The 24,274-nt window shown below is 63.5% G+C and carries 23 protein-coding genes; 4 read left to right on the plus strand and 19 right to left on the minus strand.

Features of this window, described 5'->3' with window-relative positions:
* Positions 1–31 precede the first annotated feature (31 nt).
* The 4 genes from FJ546_RS19595 to FJ546_RS19610 all read right to left on the minus strand — a co-directional run bounded on the left by FJ546_RS19595 (position 32) and on the right by FJ546_RS19610 (position 2,774).
* The gene (locus tag FJ546_RS19595) at positions 32–748 is read right to left on the minus strand and encodes a Bax inhibitor-1/YccA family protein (protein ID WP_140890830.1); all 717 of its coding nucleotides are present in this window, start codon (positions 746–748) and stop codon (positions 32–34) included.
* A gap of 23 nt (positions 749–771) precedes the next feature.
* The gene (locus tag FJ546_RS19600) at positions 772–1,545 is read right to left on the minus strand and encodes an anti-sigma factor (protein ID WP_095775750.1); all 774 of its coding nucleotides are present in this window, start codon (positions 1,543–1,545) and stop codon (positions 772–774) included.
* Positions 1,542–2,093 carry a sigma-70 family RNA polymerase sigma factor gene (locus FJ546_RS19605; protein ID WP_140890831.1) on the minus strand — a complete coding sequence of 184 codons (552 nt, stop codon included), beginning with the start codon at positions 2,091–2,093 and terminating at the stop codon, positions 1,542–1,544. The genes FJ546_RS19600 and FJ546_RS19605 overlap by 4 nt, the downstream gene beginning before the upstream one ends.
* A gap of 87 nt (positions 2,094–2,180) precedes the next feature.
* Positions 2,181–2,774 carry a histidine phosphatase family protein gene (locus FJ546_RS19610; RefSeq protein WP_140890832.1) on the minus strand — a complete coding sequence of 198 codons (594 nt, stop codon included), beginning with the start codon at positions 2,772–2,774 and terminating at the stop codon, positions 2,181–2,183.
* A 177-nt stretch (positions 2,775–2,951) separates the two neighbouring features.
* On the opposite strand from FJ546_RS19610, the gene FJ546_RS19615 reads away from it, so the two are divergent.
* Both FJ546_RS19615 and mazG read left to right on the plus strand, forming a co-directional pair.
* Positions 2,952–4,136, plus strand: a complete 1,185-nt coding sequence (locus FJ546_RS19615; RefSeq protein ID WP_140890833.1) for an amino acid aminotransferase — start codon at positions 2,952–2,954, stop codon at positions 4,134–4,136.
* An 80-nt stretch (positions 4,137–4,216) separates the two neighbouring features.
* Positions 4,217–5,041 carry a nucleoside triphosphate pyrophosphohydrolase gene (gene mazG, locus FJ546_RS19620; protein WP_140890834.1) on the plus strand — a complete coding sequence of 275 codons (825 nt, stop codon included), beginning with the start codon at positions 4,217–4,219 and terminating at the stop codon, positions 5,039–5,041.
* A gap of 61 nt (positions 5,042–5,102) precedes the next feature.
* Here the strand turns inward: mazG and hflX are convergent, their stop codons facing one another.
* From hflX to dusB, 8 genes are all read right to left on the minus strand, one after another.
* Positions 5,103–6,494, minus strand: a complete 1,392-nt coding sequence (gene hflX / locus FJ546_RS19625; protein WP_140890835.1) for a GTPase HflX — start codon at positions 6,492–6,494, stop codon at positions 5,103–5,105.
* Positions 6,495–6,740: an RNA chaperone Hfq gene (gene hfq / locus FJ546_RS19630; protein WP_006202172.1), complete on the minus strand. Its 246-nt coding sequence runs from the start codon at positions 6,738–6,740 to the stop codon at positions 6,495–6,497.
* A gap of 145 nt (positions 6,741–6,885) precedes the next feature.
* The gene (locus tag FJ546_RS19635; protein ID WP_140890836.1) at positions 6,886–7,749 is read right to left on the minus strand and encodes a D-amino-acid transaminase; all 864 of its coding nucleotides are present in this window, start codon (positions 7,747–7,749) and stop codon (positions 6,886–6,888) included.
* A 100-nt stretch (positions 7,750–7,849) separates the two neighbouring features.
* The gene (locus FJ546_RS19640; protein ID WP_010909346.1) at positions 7,850–9,211 is read right to left on the minus strand and encodes a sigma-54 dependent transcriptional regulator; all 1,362 of its coding nucleotides are present in this window, start codon (positions 9,209–9,211) and stop codon (positions 7,850–7,852) included.
* A complete protein-coding gene (locus FJ546_RS19645; protein ID WP_140890837.1) occupies positions 9,201–11,486 on the minus strand; it encodes a PAS domain-containing sensor histidine kinase in 2,286 nt (761 codons plus the stop codon). Before FJ546_RS19645 ends, FJ546_RS19640 begins: the two co-directional genes overlap by 11 nt.
* Positions 11,487–11,614: 128 nt before the next feature.
* Positions 11,615–13,075 carry a nitrogen regulation protein NR(I) gene (gene ntrC, locus FJ546_RS19650; RefSeq protein ID WP_010909344.1) on the minus strand — a complete coding sequence of 487 codons (1,461 nt, stop codon included), beginning with the start codon at positions 13,073–13,075 and terminating at the stop codon, positions 11,615–11,617.
* Positions 13,072–14,214, minus strand: coding sequence for a nitrogen regulation protein NR(II) (locus FJ546_RS19655; RefSeq protein WP_140890838.1), 1,143 nt, complete (start codon positions 14,212–14,214; stop codon positions 13,072–13,074). The genes ntrC and FJ546_RS19655 overlap by 4 nt, the downstream gene beginning before the upstream one ends.
* Entirely contained in the window at positions 14,211–15,239 is a 1,029-nt protein-coding gene (dusB, locus tag FJ546_RS19660; protein ID WP_140890839.1) for a tRNA dihydrouridine synthase DusB, read from the minus strand. Before dusB ends, FJ546_RS19655 begins: the two co-directional genes overlap by 4 nt.
* A gap of 243 nt (positions 15,240–15,482) precedes the next feature.
* Between dusB and FJ546_RS19665 the strand changes: the two genes are divergently transcribed.
* Positions 15,483–16,706: a bifunctional 2-C-methyl-D-erythritol 4-phosphate cytidylyltransferase/2-C-methyl-D-erythritol 2,4-cyclodiphosphate synthase gene (locus FJ546_RS19665; protein ID WP_140890840.1), complete on the plus strand. Its 1,224-nt coding sequence runs from the start codon at positions 15,483–15,485 to the stop codon at positions 16,704–16,706.
* A complete protein-coding gene (locus FJ546_RS19670; RefSeq protein ID WP_140890841.1) occupies positions 16,703–17,191 on the plus strand; it encodes a CinA family protein in 489 nt (162 codons plus the stop codon). Before FJ546_RS19665 ends, FJ546_RS19670 begins: the two co-directional genes overlap by 4 nt.
* On the opposite strand, the gene FJ546_RS19675 is transcribed toward FJ546_RS19670, so the two are convergent.
* From FJ546_RS19675 to FJ546_RS19710, 7 genes are all read right to left on the minus strand, one after another.
* Positions 17,188–17,646: a type II toxin-antitoxin system RatA family toxin gene (locus FJ546_RS19675; RefSeq protein ID WP_140890842.1), complete on the minus strand. Its 459-nt coding sequence runs from the start codon at positions 17,644–17,646 to the stop codon at positions 17,188–17,190. The genes FJ546_RS19670 and FJ546_RS19675 overlap by 4 nt on opposite strands.
* A 10-nt stretch (positions 17,647–17,656) precedes the next feature.
* Complete coding sequence (lipA, locus tag FJ546_RS19680) at positions 17,657–18,622, minus strand: lipoyl synthase (protein ID WP_140890843.1); 966 nt, start codon at positions 18,620–18,622, stop codon at positions 17,657–17,659.
* Between the two features lie 137 nt (positions 18,623–18,759).
* Complete coding sequence (locus FJ546_RS19685) at positions 18,760–19,017, minus strand: GlsB/YeaQ/YmgE family stress response membrane protein (protein ID WP_140890844.1); 258 nt, start codon at positions 19,015–19,017, stop codon at positions 18,760–18,762.
* A gap of 99 nt (positions 19,018–19,116) precedes the next feature.
* On the minus strand, positions 19,117–20,562 hold the full coding sequence (gene lpdA, locus FJ546_RS19690; RefSeq protein WP_140890845.1) for a dihydrolipoyl dehydrogenase: 1,446 nt from the start codon (positions 20,560–20,562) through the stop codon (positions 19,117–19,119).
* Between the two features lie 16 nt (positions 20,563–20,578).
* Positions 20,579–21,214: an SGNH/GDSL hydrolase family protein gene (locus tag FJ546_RS19695; RefSeq protein WP_140890846.1), complete on the minus strand. Its 636-nt coding sequence runs from the start codon at positions 21,212–21,214 to the stop codon at positions 20,579–20,581.
* Positions 21,215–21,477: 263 nt separating this feature from the next.
* The gene (locus FJ546_RS19705) at positions 21,478–22,854 is read right to left on the minus strand and encodes a pyruvate dehydrogenase complex dihydrolipoamide acetyltransferase (RefSeq protein WP_140890847.1); all 1,377 of its coding nucleotides are present in this window, start codon (positions 22,852–22,854) and stop codon (positions 21,478–21,480) included.
* A gap of 18 nt (positions 22,855–22,872) precedes the next feature.
* Positions 22,873–24,270: a pyruvate dehydrogenase complex E1 component subunit beta gene (locus FJ546_RS19710; RefSeq protein WP_140890848.1), complete on the minus strand. Its 1,398-nt coding sequence runs from the start codon at positions 24,268–24,270 to the stop codon at positions 22,873–22,875.
* Positions 24,271–24,274 lie beyond the last annotated feature (4 nt).

A 24,274-nucleotide genomic window follows, 5' to 3' on the forward strand; every position in this document is an offset into this window, starting at 1 on the left:
GAACCCCACCCTTGCCCGTGGCGAACAGTCGCTACTCGCGCTCACCGGTGAAGTTCAGCAGCAGCTGGAAGATGTTGATGAAGTTCAGGTAGAGCGAGAGAGCACCGAAAACAGCCAGCTTCTGGCGCGATTCCGCGTCGAAATTCTCGGCATATTGTTCCTTGATCGTCTGCGTGTCCCAGGCGGTCAGGCCGATGAAGACGGCGATGCCGATCACCGAAATGGCGAACTGCAGCGCGGTCGAACCGAGGAAGATGTTGACGATGCTGGCGATCACCACGCCGATCAAGCCCATGATCAGGAAGGACGAGAACTGGGTCAGGTCGCGCCTGGTCGTGTAGCCGTAGAGGCTGGTGGCGCCGAACATGGTGGCGGCGATGAAGAAGGTGCGCGCGATGCTGGTGCCGGTGAAGACCAGGAACACGGAGGCGAGCGACAGGCCCATCACCGCGCAGAAGGCCCAGAACATCGCCTGGGCGCTGGCCGCAGACATGGTCTGCATCTTGAACGAAAACAGCATGACGAAGGCGAGCGGCGCCAGCATCACCACCCATTTCAACGGGCTGGAGAAGATCGGCACGTAGAGCGCCGGCGTCGACGACACCAGGAAGGCGACCAGGCCGGTGACCACGAGGCCAAGGCCCATATAGTTGTAGACGCGCAGCATATGCTGGCGCAGGCCCTCGTCAAAGACGGCTCCGGCCTGGGCGCCGGCGCCGACGCGATATCCCAGATTGGGCGTGTTCATTTGCAGTCTCCTTTGTGGATCGGTCAGTAAAGCGTTCTGGCAAGCGTCTCGGCGGCGCGGTCGAGATCATGGACCCCGCTCCTCGCGACCACCGCATAGGCGACCTCGCCGATCTGGAAATAGGCCGAGGAAATGTCGCCCGACGGCGCGACGGTCGGCTTGACCACGTCGAAGGTTCCCGGCCGGATCGCAAACAGCGACACCAGGCCCATATCTTTGGTGTCGACAGCCATCTCGACGCTCGGGCCGAAGCGCGACGGGTAGATCTGCACGTCGCGCACCTTCCAGTCCTTTGGCAGTGACGGCATGACGATCGCGGTCGCCGCACGGATCTCGCCGGCACTGTAGTTGGGCGCTTCCGGCTGCGAGGGCATGGTCTCGCGCACCAGCGTCGTCCGGTGCGCGCGCACCGCCTCGTCGACATAGGCGGGCGGCTGCGGCGACGCGACGACCTTGGTTACCGACATCGGCCCGATGATGCCGTTTGCCAGCCAGCCGGCTGCAACGAAGGCGGCAACGGCAGCAGCACGCTGCAGCACGCCGAAGATGCGGCCACGGACAAGTCCCCTCTCCAGCCGCCGCGCCGCGTCAGCGGTGGCCGGCCGCGCCATGCCCTTGGAGCCGGCAAGCGCCACGCGCAGTTCATCGCGGGTCCGCAGATCCGACATGACGCGCGCGGCGGCCTCCGGGCGAGTCGACAGGAAGGCTTCGACCTCGATGCGGCGGGTGACATCCAGCTGGTCGTCGACATAGGCGTCGAGGTCGGTTTCCGTCACAGGGTCGACAAGAGCGCTCATGGCTCACCTCCCACGATCCTGAGATGATTTCTTCCGCGCGCCGGGGTGGCGTCTTCCATCTGGCGCAGTGCCGCGCGCGCCCTGCCGATGCGCGACATCAGCGTGCCCAGCGGCACGCCGGTGGCATTGGCCGCCTGCTGGTAGGAAAGCCCTTCGATGGCGACCAGATGCAGCGCCGAGCGCTGCTCTTCCGGCAGGTTGAAAAAGGCGTCCCGCACCTGTGCCAAGCGCACCGAATGTTCCTGCGGCGCCGGCGTAGCGGCGTCGGCGAAGTATCCGGCCTGTTCGATGCGCACGACTTCCGAGCGGCGCGAGCGCATGCGGTCAATAAACGCGTTGTGGACGATGGACAGCAGCCAGGCACGCAGGTTTGCGCCCGAGCGGAAGGTGCCGCGCCGCTCATAGGCGCGCACCAGCGCGTCATGCACGAGATCCTCGGCATCCGCGCTGTCGCGCGTCAGCGACTGCGCATAGCGCCGCAGCGATCCGAGCTGTCCTATGATGTCAAAGCGTGGCATCGACCGTTTCATGCCCTGTTTACGGAGCATGTGGGGATATTAATCCCGACCCGTGCCATTTTTCTTGCCCGGTTTCGCTCGAGGGTCGCGTTTGCGGTGCCCTCGCCTGCCTGGCTCTCAGGGACGAAGTGGTTTTGCCGATTTGGGCGTCGTCACACCGCAAGCGCGCAACACCCATCTGCGGCCGTCGCTGCGAAAATCGGTGATGCTCAGCGGCTCGATATCGATCTTCCAATAGGCGGCAAGCGGAGCACGCAGAACATGCACGATCGCGGTGCGAATGACGCTGGCATGGGTAAGCGCGATGGTGTGGCCACGCTCGGCCATCAAGCGGTCCATCAACTCGGAAGCCCGGCGGCCAACGTCGGCCAGCGACTCGCCGTCGTGCGGCGCTGCGTTGGGGTCGGTCAGCCAAGCGGCGATGTCGCCGGGCTGTTGTGCCTGCACGTCTTCAAAACTCTTCCCGGCCCAGCTTCCATGATCCTGGTCCGCCAGGAGCGGTTCGACCGATGCGTCCAGCGATAGCGCCTCGGCGGTCTGGCGGGCGCGAAGCGCGGGAGCTGTCCATGCGCGGTCGGCGCGGCGCAGCGTCCCGCGCATCGCCTTCGCCTGCGTCAGCGAGCGCGGCTCCAGCGGCTCATCGAGCGGAAACGAACCCCGCCGGGTGGCGGCCGTGGCGCCGTTGCAGATCATCGTCAGCCGTACGAGCATGAGGCAGTCATTCCTTGAGCCGCTTTCGAAGCGACGCATACGCTGCAATTAGAATAGCTGCTATCGTTTCGAAAGACCGCGCCCCTGGGGTGCCGCCCTCCGTTTTGCGCAATTAAAACCGCTGGCGAAGCGCCTTCGATTTGCGTATCACTCCGCCGCGCCAACGGAACCATAACGATGTTCGAAGACCTGCAGCCAGCTCCCGCCGACAAGATCCTGGCCCTGATCGGCCTCTATCGCGCCGATCCGCGTCCCAACAAGGTCGACCTCGGCGTCGGCGTCTACAAGGATCGCGACGGCAAGACGCCGGTGATGCGCGCCGTGCATGAGGCCGAAAAGCGGCTGCTGAACAGCCAGGACACCAAGACCTATCTCGGGCTCGCCGGCGACACCGGCTTCAACGCGGTGATGGCCAAGCTTGCCTTCGGCCCCGGCGCGGACATGACGCGCATCCGGGCGGCACAGGCGCCCGGCGGCTCCGGTGCGCTTCGCCTGGTGGCGGAGCTGCTCAAGCGAACGCGTTCGGACGCCACGATCTGGCTGTCGGACCCGACATGGCCGAACCACATGCCGGTGATGCGCGCAGCCGGCCTGCAGATCCGCGAGTATCCCTATTTCGACGCGGCCTCCGGTGCTGTTCGTTTCGACGACATGCTGGCGGCGTTGCGGACGGCCGAGAGCGGCGACGTGGTGCTGCTGCATGGTTGCTGCCACAACCCGACCGGCGCCAACCTCGACGCGGGGCAGTGGCAGGCCGTCACCGATCTGGTCGTCGAGCGCGGCCTGCTGCCATTCGTCGACATCGCCTATCAGGGCTTTGGCGACGGCCTCGAGGCCGACGCCCTCGGCCTGCGCCTTCTGGCGGCGAAAGTTCCGGAAATGGTTGTTGCCTCGAGCTGCTCGAAGAACTTCGCCGTCTATCGCGATCGTGTCGGCGCGGCGATGGTCTTGGCCGGGGACAGCGCGCAGGCCGACGTGGCGATGAGCCAGATGCTGTCGGCCGCACGCGCCATGTATTCAATGCCGCCGGACCATGGCGCGGCGGCGGTGCGCATCGTGCTGGAAGACGCAAGCCTGCGCGCCGACTGGGAAGCCGAGTTGGAAGAGATGCGCCTGCGCATGCTGAGGCTTCGCGTGGCATTCGCCGAGGCGCTGCGCCGGCAGTCCAACTCCGACCGCTTCGAGTTCGTCGCCAGCCATCGCGGCATGTTCTCGCGGCTTGGTCTCACGGAAGCGCAGGTCGAGCGTTTGCGTGCCGAGCACGGCGTCTACATGGTCGGCGATAGCCGCATCAACGTCGCTGGATTGCCGGAGGACGGCATGGACGACCTCGCCAAGGCGATCGTCTCCGTGCTTGACTGAAGCGGCTCAGCTGTGGACAAGGCCCCCTCGCCGGCTGACAGTGTTGGCCGTGCGTCGGGTCGCAGGATAGCATCCGCCGCATGACGCCATCCAAAGACATTTCGCGCCTGATCGAGATCATGGCCGCGCTGCGCGCGCCGAAAACCGGCTGCCCCTGGGACATCGAGCAGGATTTCTCGACCATCGCGCCCTATACGATCGAGGAAGCCTACGAGGTGGCGGATGCCATCGCGCGCGGTGACCTCAACGATCTGCGCGATGAGCTCGGCGACCTCCTGTTGCAGGTCGTCTACCACGCGCAAATGGCCGAGGAAGCGGGCGAATTCGCCTTCCCGGATGTCGTCCAGGCCATCACCACCAAGATGATCCGGCGCCACCCGCATGTCTTCGGCGACGAGGAAGCCCGAGGCGCCGGCATGGCCAAGGGCATGTGGGAGAAGATCAAGGCCGAGGAGAAGGCGGAGAAACGGCAAGGCCGTCTCGCGCGCGGCCTCGATCCCGAAGACAATGGCAAGGGATTTCTGGACAGTGTTCCGGTCGCCCTGCCCGCTTTGACGCGGGCGCTAAAACTTCAGGAGAAGGCTGCCCGTGTCGGCTTCGACTGGAGCGAGGCAGCCCCCATCCTCGACAAGATCGAGGAGGAGATCGGCGAGTTGCGCGAGGCTCTGGCGAAGGGCGAGACGGCCTCGATCAAGGACGAGTTCGGCGACATGCTGTTCGCCGTCGTCAATCTCGGCCGTCATCTCAAGCTCGATTCGGAAGCCGCGTTGGGCGGCACCAACGAAAAATTCCGCTCGCGCTTCCACTATGTCGAGCAGGCTCTTGAGAAGTCCGGCAACACACTGGAGAAGGCCACCCTGGACGAGATGGAAGCGCTCTGGCAGGAAGCGAAGAGCGCGAAGTAGGCCTGTAGATCGGCAATTCGGGACGGAAACGCGTTTACACTTTTCCTATAATTGCTCCGGCCTAGCCGTTGTTTTTGCGACGCAATCGGCTTTCGATCTCTTCGCGGGCGCTTTGTGTAGCCCTGAGCGAGATGGTGGCGCTGCCGTCTTCATTGTCGGTGCGCGAAACGATATCGCCATTGCGATACAGCCAATCGACAAGGCCAAACTGTGCCGGCTCGATCGTCACCGTCAGACCTTCGAGCTCGCCCGCCATGCGCGTCTCGATGAGCGCCTTAAGCGCATCGATGCCCTCGCCGGTCACCGCCGATATGGCGATCGGCGGACCCTTGCTGCCGTCTGCGGCATCGGCAAGCAGGCGGCTCCTGTTGCCTTCGTCCAGCAGATCGATCTTGTTCCAGACTTCGATCACACGCTTGGTGTCACCGGCGTCGACACCGAGGTCGGCCAGGATGCGCTCGACATCCTCGGCCTGGGCGGCCGTGTCGGGATCGGAAATGTCGCGCAGATGGATGACGAGATCGGCTTCGACCACTTCTTCCAGCGTGGCGCGAAAAGCCGCGATCAAATGCGTCGGCAGGTCGGAGATGAAGCCGACCGTGTCCGACAGGATGATCGGCGTGCCATGCGGCAGGCGCACGCGGCGCAGCGTCGGATCGAGCGTGGCGAACAGCATGTCCTGCGCCAGCACGTCCGCCCCGGTCAGCCGGTTGAACAGCGTCGACTTGCCGGCATTGGTGTAGCCGACGATCGCCACCACCGGGAACGGCACTTTCTTGCGCTTGGCGCGATGCAGGTCGCGGGTGCGACGCACCGTTTCCAGCTCGTGCTTCAGCTTGATGATCTTTTCCTGCAACTGCCGCCGGTCGGATTCGATCTGGGTTTCGCCGGGACCGCCGAGGAAGCCGGCGCCACCGCGCTGGCGTTCAAGGTGGGTCCAACTGCGGACCAGGCGGCCCTTCTGATAGTTGAGATGGGCAAGCTCGACCTGCAGCGTGCCTTCCTTGGTGCGGGCGCGCTCGCCAAAGATTTCTAGGATCAGCCCGGTTCGGTCCAGAACCTTGGCATGCATTTCCTTCTCGAGATTGCGTTGCTGCACCGGGGTCAGCGGATGGTCGACGATGACCAGCTCGGCGTCGTTGTCCTTGACGATCTGAGCGAACTCTTCGACCTTGCCGCTGCCGAGCAAGGTTGCTGGACGCGGATCGTTGACCGTCACGACAGCCGTATGGACAGGGTCGAGATTGATGGCGCGCGCAAGGCCGACCGCCTCGTCATGGCGAGCGTCGACCGAACGCGTCAGCCGCGGGCGGTTGGTGTCGTCGTCGCCGCGCGGCTGACGGGTAAGCACGGGCACAATGACGACAGCCCGGGTCGGCCCCTTGGCTTCCGTCCCGGGATGATGCGCTGGTTTTCCGCGAACCGTGCCGTCCGCGTCCTTCTCACGTGCCAATCAGGCGCCCTGGCTTTCCTCGCCATCGAACATCTGAACCGGCTGGCTCGGCATGATCGTGGAAATGGCGTGCTTGTAGACGAGCTGGGAGTGACCATCGCGGCGCAGCAGCACACAGAAATTGTCGAACGAAGTGACCACGCCGGTCAGCTTCACGCCGTTGATGAGAAAGATGGTGAGCGGGTTCTTGCTCTTGCGAACTGAATTCAGGAACAGGTCCTGAAGGTTTTGCGATCGTTCCGCCATTGTTCTTGTCTTTCGCCGATCCCCTTCGGTTTGCAAGCCAATGCGCCAAATTGTCGGGCACATGTCAAGCGCGCAAACACCGTCTTGTCGTCAGTAACGACAAGCAGAACGAGATATATTGATGTTCATTCCACCTGTGCGGTTATCAGGCTGGACTTTTTTCCGCAATGTCAAAAAAGGCCTGCCGTAACGAAAGTGTCACTGAGCCGGGGTGCCCGTTGGCCACAGGATCGCCGTCAATGGCCACGACCGGCATGGCGATCGTCGTGGCGGAACTGATGAACGCCTCGCGCGCCGCCTTGGCCTCGGCGACGGAAAAACCGCGCTCTTCGATCTTCAGGCCGAGCTTTGCCGCGACCTCGAACATGGTCGTGCGGGTGATGCCGCGCAGGATGCCGTGATCGGCTGGTCTGGTAACCAGGACGCCGTCCCTGGTGACGATCCAGGCGTTAGACGAGCCGCCTTCCTTGACGTTGCCTTCGGTGTCGACGAACCATGCCTCCTGCGCGCCGGCCTCCTTGGCTTTTTGCTTGGCTAATACATTGGGCAGCAGTCCGACGGTCTTGATATCGACCCGGTCCCAGCGATTCTCTGGCACGGTAATGACCGCGATCCCGGTCTCCGCTCGCTTTGCTCCAGCCGCCGGATCGGCCTTTTTGGCAGTAACCACCAAAGACGGCTTGGTGTCCGCCGACGGGAAAACAAACTCGCGGCTGGCGACACCGCGCGTTACCTGCACATAGACCAGGCCGTTGACGACATGGTTGCGGTTGACCACTTCGCGCAGGATGAGCGGCAGCACGTTGCGCGCGACCGGCCATGCAATCGACAATTCGGTCAGCGAGCGGTTGAGCCGGGCAAGATGGCGCGGCATGTCGACGATGAAGCCGCGCGCCACCTCGCAGACCTCATAGACGCCATCGGCGAACTGATAGCCGCGATCCTCGATATGCACGGAAGCGTTCGCGTGAGCGACATAGCGCCCGTTGACATAGGCAATGCGCGGCATTGGCGACCCCTGAAAAATCTCGGGCTTTCTTATGCGATTCCGCCGCCGCCGTAACCGGCAAATGCTTGGACCACGCGCTGTTCAGCACAGGTCCCGCGCGTCAGACGCCCAGCGACTTCAGTTTGCGGTGCAGCGCCGAGCGCTCCATCCCGATGAACTCGGCGGTCTTCGAGATGTTGCCGCCAAAGCGGTTGATCTGGGCGATCAGATAGTCCTTCTCGAACTGTTCGCGCGCCTCGCGCAGCGGCAGCGCCATGATGTGCTGGTCGGACTGATTCGGCGTGCGCGGCATGACATCGCCGATCTCGGACGGCAGAAGGTCCGCGGTGATCGGCGCATCGACGTCATCGCCGCGCGCCAGGATCATCAGACGCTCGACATTGTTGCGCAGCTGACGCACGTTGCCCGGCCAATTGTGCGCCTGCAGCACGGCAAGCGCATCGTCGCCGATACGGCGCGGCTTGATGCCGGCCTGGCGGGCGATCTGCTTCATGAAATTGTCGACGAGATAGGGGATATCCTCGCGCCGTTCGGCCAGCCCCGGCACCATCACCGGAACCACCGCCAGGCGATGGTAGAGATCCTCGCGGAAACGCCCGTCGGCGATCATGGCTTCCAGGTTCTGCGAGGTCGAGGAGATGATGCGGACATCGACCTTGACCCGTTTGGTGCCCCCTACCCGCTCGAACTGCTGCTCGACCAGCACGCGCAGGATCTTGTTCTGCGTCTCGCGCGGCATGTCGGCCACTTCGTCGATGTAGAGGATGCCGCGATGGGCTTCTTCCAGCGCGCCGACCTTGCGCTCGACACCGTTCGATTCGGTGCCGAACAGTTCGATCTCCATGCGCTCGGGCGTGATGTTGGCAGCGCTCAGCGTCACGAACGGCGCGCCCTTGCGGGCCGACAGCGTGTGGATGGCCCGCGCCGCCAGTTCCTTGCCTGATCCGGACGGGCCGATGATCATCACACGACTGTTGGTCGGCGCCACGCGCTCGATGGTCTGGCGCAGCTGGCTCATCGCCGACGACATGCCGATCAGGTCGAAGGTCTCGCCGCTGCGCTGCTTGAGGTCGGAAACCTCGCGCCGCAACTTCGAGGTTTCCAACGCACGCTCGGCGATGAGGATCAGCCTGTCGGCCTTGAACGGCTTCTCGATGAAATCATAGGCGCCACGGCGGATGGCCGAAACCGCCGTTTCGATGTTGCCGTGGCCGGAGATCATCACCACCGGCAGAGTGGGATGCATGGTCTTGATCTCGTCGAGCAGCGCCAGGCCGTCCAAGCGCGAGCCCTGCAGCCAGATGTCGAGGAAAATCAACCTCGGCGCCCGATCGGCAATGGCCGCCAACGCGCTGTCGGCGTCAAATGCCGTACGGGTTTCGTGACCTTCGTCGCTCAGTATGCCTGCGACGAGCTCGCGGATGTCTTCCTCGTCATCGACGATGAGAATATCAGACGCCATTACCGACCTTTTCAGTTTCTCTTTCGTGTTCCGTCTTGCCTTCGCCGCGCAACGGCGTGACGGCCGCGGGCGGCAGGATGATGCTGATCATCGCCCCGCGGCCGCCATGGAAGTCCGCAGGCGCGTCATGAAGTTCCAGCCTGCCGCCATGGTCCTCCACGATCTTCTTGACGATAGCGAGACCAAGCCCGGTGCCCTTCTCGCGCGTGGTCATATAGGGCTCGAGCAATCGTTGGCGATTCTCCCGCGGCAGGCCTTTGCCATTGTCGATGACGTCGATTCGAATCGCGCCATTCTGACGGCCGGCTTGAATCCGGATTATGCCGTGCGAACCGTCCTTTTGTTCCAGTCCATCGATCGCCTCGGCGGCGTTCTTGATTACATTGCCGAAAGCCTGCGCCAAAAGGCGGCTGTCGAACGTGCCCTTGAGCGGTTCGTTGCCGAAAATCCGCTCGAAGGTGATGTCGGCGCGGCTGACCTCGACCAGGAAGGACGCCTCACGCAGCGATTCGCGCAGATCGATGGCCTTCATCTCGGGCTTGGGCATGCGCGCGAAGGCGGAGAATTCGTCGACCATGCGGCCGATGTCCTCGACCTGCCGGATGATGGTGTCGGTGCATTGGTCGAAAACCTCACGGTCTTCGGTGATGACCTTGCCATAGCGGCGCTTGATGCGCTCGGCCGAAAGCTGGATCGGCGTCAGCGGGTTCTTGATCTCGTGGGCGATGCGGCGCGCCACATCGGCCCAGGCGGAAGAACGCTGCGCCTGGACCAGATCGGTGATGTCGTCGACGGTCACGACGTAGGATTTCTCCTCCGAGCCGTCATCGCCCGCCTCGACGGTGATCTGCACGTTGAAAGTACGCTCGGTCCCGGCGCGGAAGAACGTCACCTGCTCTCGGTAGACGGGCTTGCCCGACTGCCGGCCGATCTCGAAGACACGGCCAACATGCGGCAGAATGGCGGAAAGGTTCTGCCCGAGTGCGGCACTGGCGGAGATGGCCAGCATGGATTCGGCCGACCGGTTGACGATGGTGACGATGCCGTAGGGATCGACGCCGATGACGCCGGCGGTGACACCGGCAAGCACGGCTTCGGAAAAGCGCCGCCGTTCGTCGATCAGGTCTTTTGCCGACAGGATCTCGTTGCGTTGCGATTTCAGCTCCAGCAGCATCTTGTTGAAGGTGTCGCCCAGCGAGGCGACGTCGCCGTCGGAAGGCCTGACCGGAACCGCGACGTCCAGATTGCCTGTCGCCACCTCGTCGGCAGCGCCGATGAGCTGGCGAATCGGCCGCACGAGACGGTCGGCGACGGCGATGCCGGTCCAGATCGCCGACAAGATGATGATCAGGGTCAGCGACAGATAGGGCAGCGCGAAGGCCACTTGCGAGGTGCGCCTGTTGTCTTCGAGATTGCGATACTCATCGGTGTTGGACCTGACGATCTGCCGCGCCTTGATCACTTCGGGATCGACAAGGCGGATGGTGTAGAGGTAGAGGCCCTCAATCTCGCGCAGCTTGACGATGGCGCCCATGATGTTGCGGGTGCGCGGCTCTATCAGCACCGGTTTGCCGTCGGTGGCGCTGCTGACTGCGCCTTCCGGCGGTTCCGGCATGGCGAAATCGGCATCGGTCTGCGCGCTCATGACAAACGAACCGTCGGGCTTGATCAATGCCGCATGGGCCAGCGACCGGCCCACCGCCTCCTTGTTCAGGAGGTCGAGAAAGCCTGTGCGATCAAGGCCGTAGAGTGTTCGCGACGCGTCGAGATCATAGGCCATCGACAGCGTTGTGCCCTGCAAGTTGCGGGCATTTTCCTGAACATAGGCATCGGCGATCGATAACGAGGAATTGACGATCGTCTTGGTGCGAATCTCGAACCAGCGATCGAGGCCGATATCGAGCGTGATCGAGGCGATGATGGCCACCATGATGGCGGGAATGGCGGCAACCAGCGCGAACATGGCAACGATGCGCACATGCAGCCGCGAGGCCGCCTTGCCATGCCGGCGCGCCATGACGATGCGATGCACCTCGCGCCCGACCAGCGCCATAAGGAACAGCACGAAAGCGGCGTTGAGCGCGATCAGCGCCCAGGTCGTCCTGGCGTCAGGCGCGATCGGCGTCGCGCCAACCAGGATGGTGAATGAAATGGCCGCCATGACCAGGGCGCCGACGACCGCCACCACGCCAGGCAGCGCCAGCAAGCGGCGCCCGTCGCGCGCGCCGGGTTCGCTGAATAGCGGTTGGTTGAGTACAGGTGCCTGCGGAGCCATGTCGCCGTCTGGGAGCCAATGATTGCGTCCGATCTATGCAACGCATTGTGGCGATTATGCAACAAGTGTGACAATGGCGGAAATCTTTCGCCGCTCAGTCCCCTGAAAACAGTGTGTCAGATCAGCGCTTAGCCCGGCCGCGACGATTTATAGACGTTGACGCCCAGTTCGCGAATCTTCTTGCGCAGCGTGTTGCGGTTCAGCCCCAGCAGTTCCGCGGCCTTGATCTGATTGCCGCGGGTTGCCGTCATCGAGGCCAGGACCAGCGGATATTCGACTTCGGACAGGATGCGCTGGTAGAGCCCGGCGGGCGGCAATTCGCCGGCAAACGAAGCGAAATAGCGCTGCAGGAAATGCTCCACCGCCTGGCCGATGGAAAGGTCGTCGGGAATCAGGTTGCCGCCGCCAGGCACCACTGGGCGCTCGCCGGTCTTCAACTCCGCCTCGATGATTTCGGCGGAGATTTCATCCTGTGAATAGAGCGCGGCCAGCCGGCGAACCAGGTTTTCCAGTTCGCGCACATTGCCCGGCCACGGGTAGCGCTTCATCAGTTCGATGCCGCCGGACGAGATGCGCTTGGTCTGCAGCCCTTCCATTTCGCCGAGCTTGAAGAAGTGGCGCACGAGATCAGGCACGTCCTCGGAGCGCTCGCGCAGCGCTGGCAGCCTCAGCGGAACGACATTGAGACGATAGAACAGATCCTCGCGGAACAATCCCTGGTTGATCAGGGTGCGCAGATCCTTGTTGGTGGCGGCGACGATGCGCACATCCGTCTTGATCGGCGTGCGGCCGCCGACCGTCGTGTATTCGCCCTGCTGCAGCACACGCAGCAGGCGCGTCTGCGCCTCCATCGGCATGTCGCCGATCTCGTCGAGGAACAGCGTGCCGCCCTCGGCCTGCTCGAAGCGGCCGGTGGAGCGGTTCTGGGCGCCGGTGAAAGCGCCCTTCTCGTGGCCGAATAGTTCCGATTCGATCAGGTCGCGTGGGATCGCCGCCATGTTAATGGCAACGAACGGTCCGCCGCGACGGCGGCCATATTCATGCAGCGCGCGCGCCACCAGTTCCTTGCCGGTGCCGGATTCGCCCGAGATCATCACCGTCAGGTCGGTCTGCATCATGCGCGCCAGCATGCGATAGATGTCCTGCATGGCCGCCGAGCGGCCGACCAGAGGCATCGTTTCGGGCTGCTCATCGGGCCGCGCATCGATCTTCGGCCGGCGGGGCTCCGACAGCGCCCGATTGACGATATTGAGCAGCTCGGTCAGGTCGAACGGTTTCGGCAGATATTCATAGGCGCCGGTCTCTGATGCACGGATTGCCGTCATGAACGTGTTCTGGGCGCTCATGACGATGACGGGCAGCTCCGGCCGCGCCTTCTTGATGCGCGGCAGCATGTCGAAGGCGTTCTCGTCCGGCATCACGACGTCGGTGATGACAAGGTCGCCTTCGCCCGCCGCCACCCAGCGCCACAAGGTCGAGGCGTTGGACGTGACGCGCACCTCGTGGCCGACGCGCGAGAGAGCCTGGTTGAGCACGGTGCGGATCGCCGCATCGTCATCGGCGACGAGAATATTGCCGCGAGCGGTCATTTGCGGTCTCCTTCACCGTCTTCTTCAGCGCCGAACGGCGTTTCCTTCCAGGCCGGCATCAGGATGCGGAAGGTGGTCCCGCGCGGGGTCGATTCGCATTCGATGATGCCGCCATGCTCGCCGACGATCTTGGCGACCAGCGCCAAGCCCAGCCCCGAGCCGTTCGGCTTGGTGGTGATAAAGGGATCGAACAGGATCGGCAGGATATCCTCCGAGACACCGGAGCCATTGTCGCGCACGCAGAATTCGAGCGGCAGCGACACACGATCCTGCGTGCCTGGAACCGAAACGCGGATGCCGGGCCGGAAGGCGGTCGACAGCACGATCTCGCCATGCGGGTCGCCGCCTATTGCCTCGGCGGCGTTCTTGACCAGGTTCAGGAACACCTGGATCAGCTGGTCGCGATTGGCGAATACCGGAGGCAATGATGGATCATAGTCCTCCAATATTCTGATTTTCTTCGCAAAACCGTTCTTTGCGATCGCCTTCACATGGTCGAGTACGACATGGATGTTGACGGGATAGCGATCGATCGGCCGCTCGTCGGAAAACACCTCCATGCGATCGACCAGCGAGACGATGCGGTCCGTCTCGTCGGTGATCAGGCGGGTCAGTGCGCGGTCTTCGTCGGAGGCGGACAGTTCGAGCAGTTGCGCGGCGCCGCGGATGCCGGAGAGCGGGTTCTTGATCTCGTGGGCGAGCATCGCTGCCAGGCCGGTCACAGAGCGTGCGGCACCGCGATGCGTCATCTGCCGGTCGATCTTGTCGGCCATCGACCGTTCCTGGAACATGACCACGACGGAGCCCGGGAATTCCGACACTGGCGCGACATAGAGATCGACGACCTTCTCGATGCCGAGACGTGGCGACGACACATCGACCCGATACTCGTTGACCGGAGCCCGACGCTCGCGCACCTGATCGACCAGGGTCAGCAGCGGACTGCCGAAGGGGACGAGCTTGGACAGCGTGTTGCGTGCCAGCATGGTCGCGCTGGAGCGAAAGAAATCCTCGGCATCGGCATTGGCGAAGGTGATGAACCCGTCCTCGCTGATCATGATCACCGGGCGGCGGATGGTGTTGAGGACGATCTGGGCGGCATCCACCATTTCAGTTCCCTGGCCAGCGGTGGCGTTCATGCGGCGCTCCGCACGCTCACGGGTTGCGGATCGCGCGAAAACACATTGCGCAGCAAGGCAATGACGCGGGCCGGATCGAACGTCGTCAGGATGGCCTTTCGGTGGTCGTCGGCGACGCCAACGGCATGGCGATCGAGATACCAGCCCAGATGCTTGCGCGCCTGGCGCAAACCGCTCTCGACGCCATAAAGCGCCAGCATGTCCTCGTAGTGGCCGACGATATAGTCGGCCAGAGCCGTGGGAGTCTGCGGCACATTGGTCGCCGTTTGGCCTGCCGTCGCTGCCGCCATGCCACCGGCGATCCAGGGCGCGCCGTAATGCGCGCGACCGACCATCACAGCGTCGGCGCCGGATTGGTCGAGAATGGCGGCTGCCTCGGCCGGGGAACAGACATCGCCATTGGCAACGACCGGAATGGACACGGCTTCCTTGACACGGGCGATGGCGCGCCAGTCGGCCTTGCCCTGATAGAACTGGCAGCGCGTGCGGCCGTGCACCGTCACCATCTTGACGCCCGCCTGCTCGGCACGGCGCGCGAGGATGGGCGCATTGAGCGCGCCTTCGTCCCAGCCGAGCCGCATCTTGACCGTCACCGGCACCTTGACCGCGCCGACCACGGCCTCGATCAGCGAAAGCGCATGGTCAAGATCCAGCATCAATGCCGAGCCAGCATAACCACCGGTGACCTTCTTGGCCGGGCAGCCCATGTTGATGTCGATGATGTCGGCGCCCTCGCCTGCGGCGATCCGTGCGCCTTCGGCCATATGGATCGCTTCGCGGCCGGCCAGCTGCACCATATGGACCGGCAGGCCGGAATGCCGTATGCGCAGGTCGAAGCCGGCCCTACCCTTGGCGAGTTCGCCGCTTGCCACCATTTCGGACACGACCAGGCCCGCGCCATGCGCATGGGCGCGCTGCCGGAAAGGCTCGTCAGTGATTCCCGACATCGGCGCGAGGAATACGCGGTTGCGGATTTCCACGCCGCCGACGATCAAAGGCGCTGCCAATCTGGTTGAGTTAACCATGCACAAAAACCAAGCATGTCCATTCGTTGCACATTCTCTAGCCATATCAGCCGCAATGTGCAACGCGGAATGACGTCACATTGAGGCGCAATTGGGAAAATTCCAGACCTTAGGGATTTGCCGTGACCGAGGCGCCGCGCGTCCTTCATGGCGTGTGAAGGGGGCTTTTGAGTTCATATTTGACGCACGATCTTTTCGGAAAACCAATTACACTTTTGAGGATCGTGCGCTAAGCCAATCGCCATGACTGACGGAAGTGAAAGCTCGAGCGCGACAGGTGGGGTTGCGGTGGTGATCGTCGCCGCCGGCCGCGGCGCTCGTGCCGGGCAGGCCAACGGACCCAAGCAGTACCAGAACATTGGCGGCCGCGCTGTCATTGCGCACACGCTGGAGATGTTTCTGGCCCATCCGCGAACTGGCCGGATCGTTGTCGCCATCCACGCCGACGACCACGAATTGTTCCGGCAAGCGGCGGGCGCCCAGGCACAGCGCGTTACTGCCATCATTGGCGGACCGACCAGGCAGGAGTCCGTTCGGCTCGGGCTGCTGGCGCTGAAGGACCACGCGCCGGACCAGGTTCTGATTCACGACGCCGTCCGCCCGTTCGTCGATGCGGAGTTGATCGACCGCACCATCGCCGCCATCGGCGAGAACGAAGGAGCGTTGCCCGCCCTGCCCGTCGCCGACACGCTGAAGCGCGAGTCGGCCGCCGGCGTGGTCGCGGAGACCGTTTCCCGCAGCGGGCTGCACGCGGCGCAAACGCCGCAAGGTTTTCCCTACGGGCCGATCCTTGCCGCGCACGACAGGGCCCACAAACTAGGCAGGCTGGACTTCACCGATGACGCGGCCATCGCCGAATGGGCGCAGATTCCAGTCAATCTCGTTCCGGGCTCGCCGGACAATATCAAACTCACCTGGGCACGGGACATCGCCATGGCGCACCAGCGGCTTTCCAGCGAACGCACACATTTCCCCGACACCCGCACCGGCAACGGCTACGACGTCCACGCCTTTGAGCCCGGTGATCACGTCACACTATGCGGCGTCGCCATTCCACATGACAAGAAACTGTCCGGTCATTCCGATGCCGATGTCGGCCTGCACGCCTTGACAGACGCGCTGCTGGCAACCTGCGGCGCCGGCGACATCGGCACGCATTTTCCGCCGTCCGATCCGCAGTGGAAAGGTGCGGCGTCGCGGATCTTCGTCGAACACGCGGCCAAAGTTGTGCGCGAGCGCGGCGGACGCATCGCCAATGCCGACGTCACATTGATCTGCGAGGCGCCGCGCGTCGGGCCGCATCGCGACGCGATGACGGCAGCCCTGTCGCGGATGCTGGGGATTTCCGCCGACCGCATCTCGATCAAGGCGACAACCAACGAAAAACTGGGCTTTGTCGGTCGCGAAGAAGGCATTGCGGCGATCGCCACCGCCAGCGTGGTGTTCCCCGGCGAGGTGCCGGAATGAGCAACGCCGAACTGGCCATTGCCCTGTTCGAGACCTGCCGCGAACGCGGCATCATGGTGGCGACGGCGGAAAGCTGCACCGGCGGCATGATCATCGCCGCGCTGACGGACATTGCCGGTTCCTCGGCCGTGGTCGATCGCGGCTTCATTACTTATTCCAACGACGCCAAGATGGACATGCTTGGCGTTTCAGCGGCCACGCTCGACGCGCATGGCGCGGTGTCCCGTGAGACGGCAATCGAGATGGCGGCCGGAGCACTTGCCCGTTCGCGAGCGGGACTAACTCTTGCGGTCACCGGTATTGCCGGGCCAGGCGGCGGTTCGGCGCAGAAGCCTGTCGGCTCGGTGTGGTTCGGCGTCGGGCTGGAAGGTCAAACCGTGACGGCCGAACACAGGCAGTTTGCCGACAAAGGCCGCGATTTCATCCGCCGTGAGACGGTCGGGCACGCCCTGGAACTTGGACTGCGGGCGCTTGGCCGGAATTAGGACGACGACGCGACGCCATAGATGACGTCGGCACGCCTTTCGAAAGCCTCGGCGAACATGCGGAAGGCACGGTCGAACATGGTGCCCATCAGCGCGCCCAGGATACGGCTCTTGAACTCATAGTCTATGAAGAAGCGAACGGCACAGCCGGCGCCATCGGGTTCGAAACGCCAGACATTGCTCAGATATTTGAACGGACCATCGATATACTTCACGTCGATGGCGTTCTCGTCGGGCTTCAAAAGCACCTGCGTCGTGAAGGTCTCGCGGATCGCCTTGTAGCCGATGCTCATGTCGGCCAGGAGAACAGTACGCCCGTCACGCTCCTTGCGCGAGCGTACCGTCAGCGCCTCGCAAAGCGGCAGGAATTGCGGATAGGCCTCGACATCGGCTACCAGCGCAAACATCTGTTGCGACGTATGGGCGACGCGGCGGGTGGCTTCGAATTTCGGCATTCAACCAGCGCTAGACCGACTTCTGAAGCTGTGCTTCCCGCGCCGCGCGCAGCCGGGCGAAATCGTCGCCGGCATGGTGCGATGAGCGCGTCAGCGGGCTCGATGCCACCAGCAGGAAACCCTTTGTCCGGCCGATCGTCTCGAAGGACTTGAACTCTTCGGGCGTGACGAAGCGGATCACCGGATGGTGCTTCTTCGACGGCTGCAGATACTGGCCGATGGTCATGAAGTCGACATTGGCCGTGCGCAGATCGTCCATCAACTGCAGGATTTCATTCCGCTCCTCGCCCAGGCCGACCATGATGCCGGATTTGGTGAAGATCGACGGATCGAGTTCCTTGACCCGCTGCAACAGCCGGATCGAGTGGAAATAGCGGGCACCCGGCCGAACCTTCAGATAGTTCGACGGCACGGTTTCGAGATTGTGGTTGAAGACGTCGGGCTTGGCCGCCACCACGATCTCCAGGGCGCCGTCCTTGCGCAGGAAATCAGGCGTCAGGATTTCGATCGTGGTCGACGGCGTTGCCGCGCGGATCGCGCGGATGACATCGGCAAAGTGCTGCGCACCGCCATCGGCAAGATCGTCGCGGTCGACGGAGGTGATGACGACGTGGCTCAGCCCCATCTGCTTGACGGCATGCGCGACGCGGGCCGGCTCGTCGGGGTCGAGTGCGGTCGGAATACCGGTGGCGACATTGCAGAAGGCGCAGGCGCGCGTACAGATCTCGCCCATGATCATGAAGGTGGCGTGCTTCTTTTCCCAGCACTCGCCGATGTTGGGGCAACCAGCCTCTTCGCAGACCGTCACCAGCTTGTGCGACTTGACGATCTCGCGTGTCTCGGCATAGCCCTTGGAGACCGGCGCCTTGACGCGAATCCAGTCCGGCTTGCGCAACACCTCCTGGTCGGGCTTGTGCGCCTTCTCGGGGTGCCGCAGCCGTGGCGCGTTGGCGATCGTGTCGAGGACAGTAACCATCTGGACCCTGGCTTTTCTCGCGACCGCCCGTCGGCGATCGTCACTCTATGGTCATCTAGGACTTTTCGGCACAAAGAAAAAGGCTGCAGCGGCGCATGCCGCTACAACCGTTTTCGCATAGCCGGGACCGGCCCCGACTAGCGGCGCACCAGGCGACCGACCCAGATCAGCAGGCAGGCACCGATGAAGCCGGTGATCAGATAGGCGGTCCAGCCGACGCCGAACGGGCCGAAATTGAGCGCCTGCAGGATGGCGTTCAACACGACCGCGCCAACGATGCCCATGATAATGTTCATGAAAATGCCAGTGTTGCTCTTCATGATCATTTCGGCGAACCAGCCTGCCAGGCCGCCGATGATGATGGCTGCGATCCAGCCCACGCCGTTCAAGTGCATATGTCTTCTCCTTGCGCGCGTAAAAATGCATGCGGAAACGAACTGCCTTGCCGTCGAGCTCCCAGGGCTTTCGCGGCTGAGTCTCTTGCGGCGAATCTATCATGCGTTCAAGGCGCGACCATAGGCGTCGAGCACGCTTTCCTTCATCATCTCCGACAGCGTCGGATGCGGGAAGATGGTGTGCATCAGCTCTTCCTCGGTCGTCTCCAAGTTCATCGCCACGACAAAACCCTCGATCAGTTCGGTCACCTCGGCGCCGACCATGTGGGCGCCGAGCAGCTGGCCGGTCTTTTTGTCGAAGATCGTCTTGATGAAGCCCTGGTCCTCGCCAAGCGCGATCGCCTTGCCGTTGGCGGCGAACTGGAAGCGGCCGACGCGGATATCCTTGCCTTCCGCCTTGGCCTTGGCTTCGGTCAGGCCGACAGAGGCGACCTGCGGGTTGCAGTAGGTGCAGCCAGGGATCTTGAGCTTGTCGATGGCGTGCACACCGGGGAAATTGGCGATCTTTTCCACGCACACGACGCCCTCATGCTCGGCCTTGTGGGCGAGCATGGGCGGGCCGGCGACATCGCCGATGGCGTAGATGCCCGGTACGTTCGTCTTGCCGTAGCCGTCGACGACGACGCAGCCGCGGTCGGTCTTCACGCCGAGCGCTTCAAGGCCGAGATTCTCGATATTTCCCTGGACGCCGACGGCCGAGATCATGCGGTCGGCGGTGATCTTCTCGACCTTGCCGTCCTTCATCTCGACATGCGCGGTGACCGAGTTGGCGCCCTTCTCGACCTTGGTCACCTTGGCTTCGAGGATGATCTTCATGCCTTGCTTCTCGAACTGTTTTTGCGCGAATTTCGAGACCTCGGCGTCCTCGACCGGCATCACCGCCGGCAGCAGTTCGACCACCGTCACCTCGGCGCCCATGGTGCGGTAGAAGGAAGCAAATTCGATGCCGATGGCGCCCGAGCCCATCACCAGCAGCGATTTCGGCATCTCCTTTGGCACCATGGCCTCGAAATAGGTCCAGATGAGCTTGCCGTCCGGCTCGATGCCCGGCAGCGCGCGCGGGCGGGCGCCGGTCGCCAGGATGATGTGCTTGGCGGTGTAGGTGCCCTCGCCCTTGCCGCCCTTCGGCACCGGCGGCTGCGGTTCCATCGGCTTCTTGGCTGTCTTGGAGACGACGACCTCGCCGGGTTTCGACAGCTTGGCTTCGCCCCAGATGACGTCGACCTTGTTCTTCTTCATCAGGAAGGCAACGCCGCCATTGAGCCGCAGCGAGACTTTTCGCGAGCGGTCAACGACGGCCGAGGTGTCGACGCTGACCTTGCCGTCTAGCTTCAGGCCATAGTCCTTCAGATGGTCGGAATAGTGCATGATCTCGGCCGAACGCAGCAGCGCCTTGGTCGGAATGCAGCCCCAGTTGAGGCAGATGCCGCCGAGATGCTCGCGCTCGACGATCGCCGTCTTGAAGCCGAGCTGGGCGGAACGCACCGCCGTGACATAGCCGCCGGGGCCGGAGCCGATGATGATGACGTCGTAGTTCTCAGCCACGGATTTTCTCCTTCAATCACAATTCCAGCATGACGCGCACGACCGATGTCAGCGTCTTGCCGATGTTTCGCGTGTTTTCGGCATCGAGATGGACGCCGTCGAGGGGTGTGGTTTGCGCCACCGTACCGGCATCGAAGAAGCCGCAGCCGACTTCGTCGGCGAGCGCCGCATATTGCGGGGCGAGCTGCTTCGACACCTCATCGCCACCGGCAAACATGCCCCTGAAGTCGGCATTTTCGGTGCGGCTTACAACGGGCGGCGACACAATGAGTATCTGTGGCGCCGGCCAGTCGAACGGATAGTCATGACCACGCACGATATCGATCAACCGTTGGATGCCTTGCTTGGCCGCGACCGGATTGCCGTGGATCCAAGGCTTCATGTCGTTGGCACCGAGCATGATGATGATCAGATCGATCGGTGCATGCGTCGTCAGCACCGTCGGCAACAGCCGCGCGCCGTTGCGATCGGCACCTGCCAGATGGTCGTCGAAGGCCGTGGTGCGGCCATTGAGTCCGTCGGCGATAACCTGGACGCCACTGCCAAGCCCAGTCTGCAGGACGCTTGGCCAGCGGTCTTCCAGCGCATGGCGCCCGCCTTCGGCGTTGTAACCCCAGGTCAGCGAGTCGCCGTAGCAAAGCACCGTCTTCATGCGTTCACCTGTGCATTCATCAAACCGCGCCCCAACCGCCAGCGTACGAACAGCCAGTGAACCAGCACCGTGGCCAAGCTTGGCAAGACCAGGCCGGCGACGATTGGAAGGTCACTTCCCAACTTACGCACGCCCGGGAAGAATACATTCTGGTGTTCATGGCGTTGCGGTGGCCAGTCCCAGCGCCACCAAACCGCCGGCAAGCCAGGAAATGAAAAAGGCAAAAAGGCTGGTGAAGAACTTCCGCACAGCCTTTTCCTTTCCTAGACCAGCATGCCCATCGGGTTCTCGATCAGCCGCTTGAAGGCAACCAGCAGCTCAGCGCCGAGCGCCCCGTCAACGGCGCGATGGTCGGTCGACAGCGTCACCGACATCACGGTGGCTATCTTGATCTCGCCATTCTTGACCACCGCCCGCTCCTCGCCGGCACCGACCGCCAGGATCGTCGCATGCGGCGGGTTGATGACGGCGGCAAAATCCTTGATGCCGAACATGCCGAGATTGGAGACGGCCGTCGTGCCGCCCTGATACTCTTCCGGCTTCAGCTTGCGGCTGCGGGCGCGGCTGGCCAGGTCCTTCATCTCGTTGGAGATGGTCGACAGCGTCTTTTCATCGGCATGCCGAATGATCGGCGTGATCAGGCCGCCGGGGATCGACACGGCGACGCCGACATCGGCATGCTTGTGCTTGACCATGGCGCTTTCGGTCCACGAGGCATTGGCATCAGGCACCGCCTTCAGCGCCATCGCCATCGCCTTGATGACCATGTCGTTGACCGACAGCTTGTAGGCAGGCACGTCACCCTTGTCGGTCTTCTTCATCGGGGCGGCGGCATTGATCTGCGTGCGCAGCGCCAGCAATGCATCGAGCTCGCAGTCGAGCGTGAGATAAAAATGCGGAATGGTCGACTTGGCCTCGACCAGGCGGCGCGCAATGGTCTTGCGCATGTTGTCGTGCGGGACGAGTTCGTAGGAGCCGGGTTCGAACAGCTTCAGCACCTGGTCGTCCGACATCGCTTTCACCGCCGGAGCAGCGGCGGCAGGCGCACCGGCAGGAGCCTTGGCGGCGGGCACTGCCTTGGCGCTGCCACCGGCAATCGCGGCATCGACATCGGCCTTCACCACGCGGCCATGCGGGCCGGTGCCGGTCATGGCCGATACATCGACGCCGGCCTCCTTGGCGATGCGGCGCGCAAGCGGCGATGCAAAGGTGCGCTCGCCAGTCGCATGGCCATTGGCGACCGGAGCCGGCTCTGCCTTCGGAGCGGCTGCGGCAGCAGGTTCAGCCTTTGGTGCCTCAGCCCTTGGTGCGTCAGCCTTGGGAGCGTCCGCTTTCGGCGCTTCGGCTTTCGCCGGTGCGGCACCGCCACCGCTTTTCGCGGCAGCGCCCGCATCCTCGCCCTCAGCGGCAAGCACGGCGATCAGCGCGTTGACCTTGACGCCTTCGGTGCCGGCGGGAACGACGAGCTTGGCGACCGTGCCCTCGTCGACGGCCTCGACCTCCATCGTCGCCTTGTCGGTCTCGATCTCGGCGATGACATCGCCCGGCGAAACCTTATCGCCTTCCTTGACCAGCCACTTCGACAGATTGCCCTCTTCCATCGTGGGCGAGAGCGCCGGCATGGTGATGTTGATTGGCATTTTGTCCTCCCGGCCGGTTCAGCGATACGTGACGGCTTTGACCGCCTCGATGACCTCGCCGACATTCGGCAAGGCCAGCTTTTCGAGGTTGGCCGCATAAGGCATCGGCACATCCTTGCCGGCAATGGTGATGACCGGCGCGTCGAGGAAATCGAAGGCGCGCTGCGAGACCTGGTTGGCGATATGGTCGCCGACCGAGCTCTGCGGATAGCCTTCTTCGACCACGACCAGCCGGTTGGTCTTCTTGACCGAGGCGATGATGGTGTCGAGGTCCAGCGGGCGGATGGTGCGCAGATCGATGATCTCGGCGTCGATTCCCATGCCGCGCAGGTCGGCTTCGGCCTTGACCGCGTAGGTCATGCCGATGCCGAAGGAAACGATGGTGACGTCCTTGCCTTGCTTGTGGATGCGGGCCTTGCCGATCGGCAGCACGAAATCATCAAGCTTCGGCACGTCGAAGGATTGGCCGTAGAGGATTTCGTTCTCGAGGAAGATGACCGGGTTCGGGTCGCGGATGGCCGCCTTGAGCAGACCCTTGGCGTCGGCGGCCGTATACGGCATCACCACCTTCAGGCCCGGAATGTGGCTGTACCACGCGGCGTAGCACTGCGAGTGCTGGGCGGCGACGCGGGCGGCGGCCCCGTTCGGTCCGCGGAACACGATCGGCGCGCCCATCTGGCCGCCGGACATGTAGAGCGTCTTGGCGGCCGAATTGATGATCTGGTCGATCGCCTGCATGGCGAAGTTGAAGGTCATGAACTCGACGATCGGCTTCAATCCGGCCATCGCCGCACCGACGCCGACGCCGGCAAACCCATGCTCGGTGATCGGCGTGTCGACGACGCGACGCGGCCCGAACTCCTGCAGCAACCCTTGGGTGATCTTGTAGGCGCCCTGGTATTCGGCGACCTCCTCGCCCATGACGAAGACATCGCCGTCGCGGCGCATTTCCTCGGCCATGGCATCGCGCAGTGCTTCGCGCACCGTGGTCGAGACCATCTCGGTGCCCGCGGGGACATCCGGGTCTGCGGCAATCTCGGTCTTCGGCGCCGCCGCAACAGGCGCCGCGGCCGGCTTGGCGGCTTCCGCCTTGTCCTCGACTGGCGCCTCTGCCTTCGCGGGTGCTTCCGCCTTGGCGGGCGCGGCGGACTTGCCGACGTCGGCGGCACTTTCGCCATCCTGCAGCAAGACGGCGATCGGGGTGTTGACCTTGACGCCTTCGGTGCCGGCGGCGATCAGGATCTTGCCCAGCGTGCCTTCGTCGACGGCTTCGACTTCCATCGTCGCCTTGTCGGTCTCGATCTCGGCGATGACGTCGCCGGCGACGACCTTGTCGCCCTCATTCTTCAACCACTTGGAAAGATTGCCCTCTTCCATGGTCGGCGAGAGAGCGGGCATGAGAATTTCGATCGGCATGTCC

The organism is Mesorhizobium sp. B2-4-19 (assembly GCF_006441315.1).
GTDB lineage: Bacteria > Pseudomonadota > Alphaproteobacteria > Rhizobiales > Rhizobiaceae > Mesorhizobium.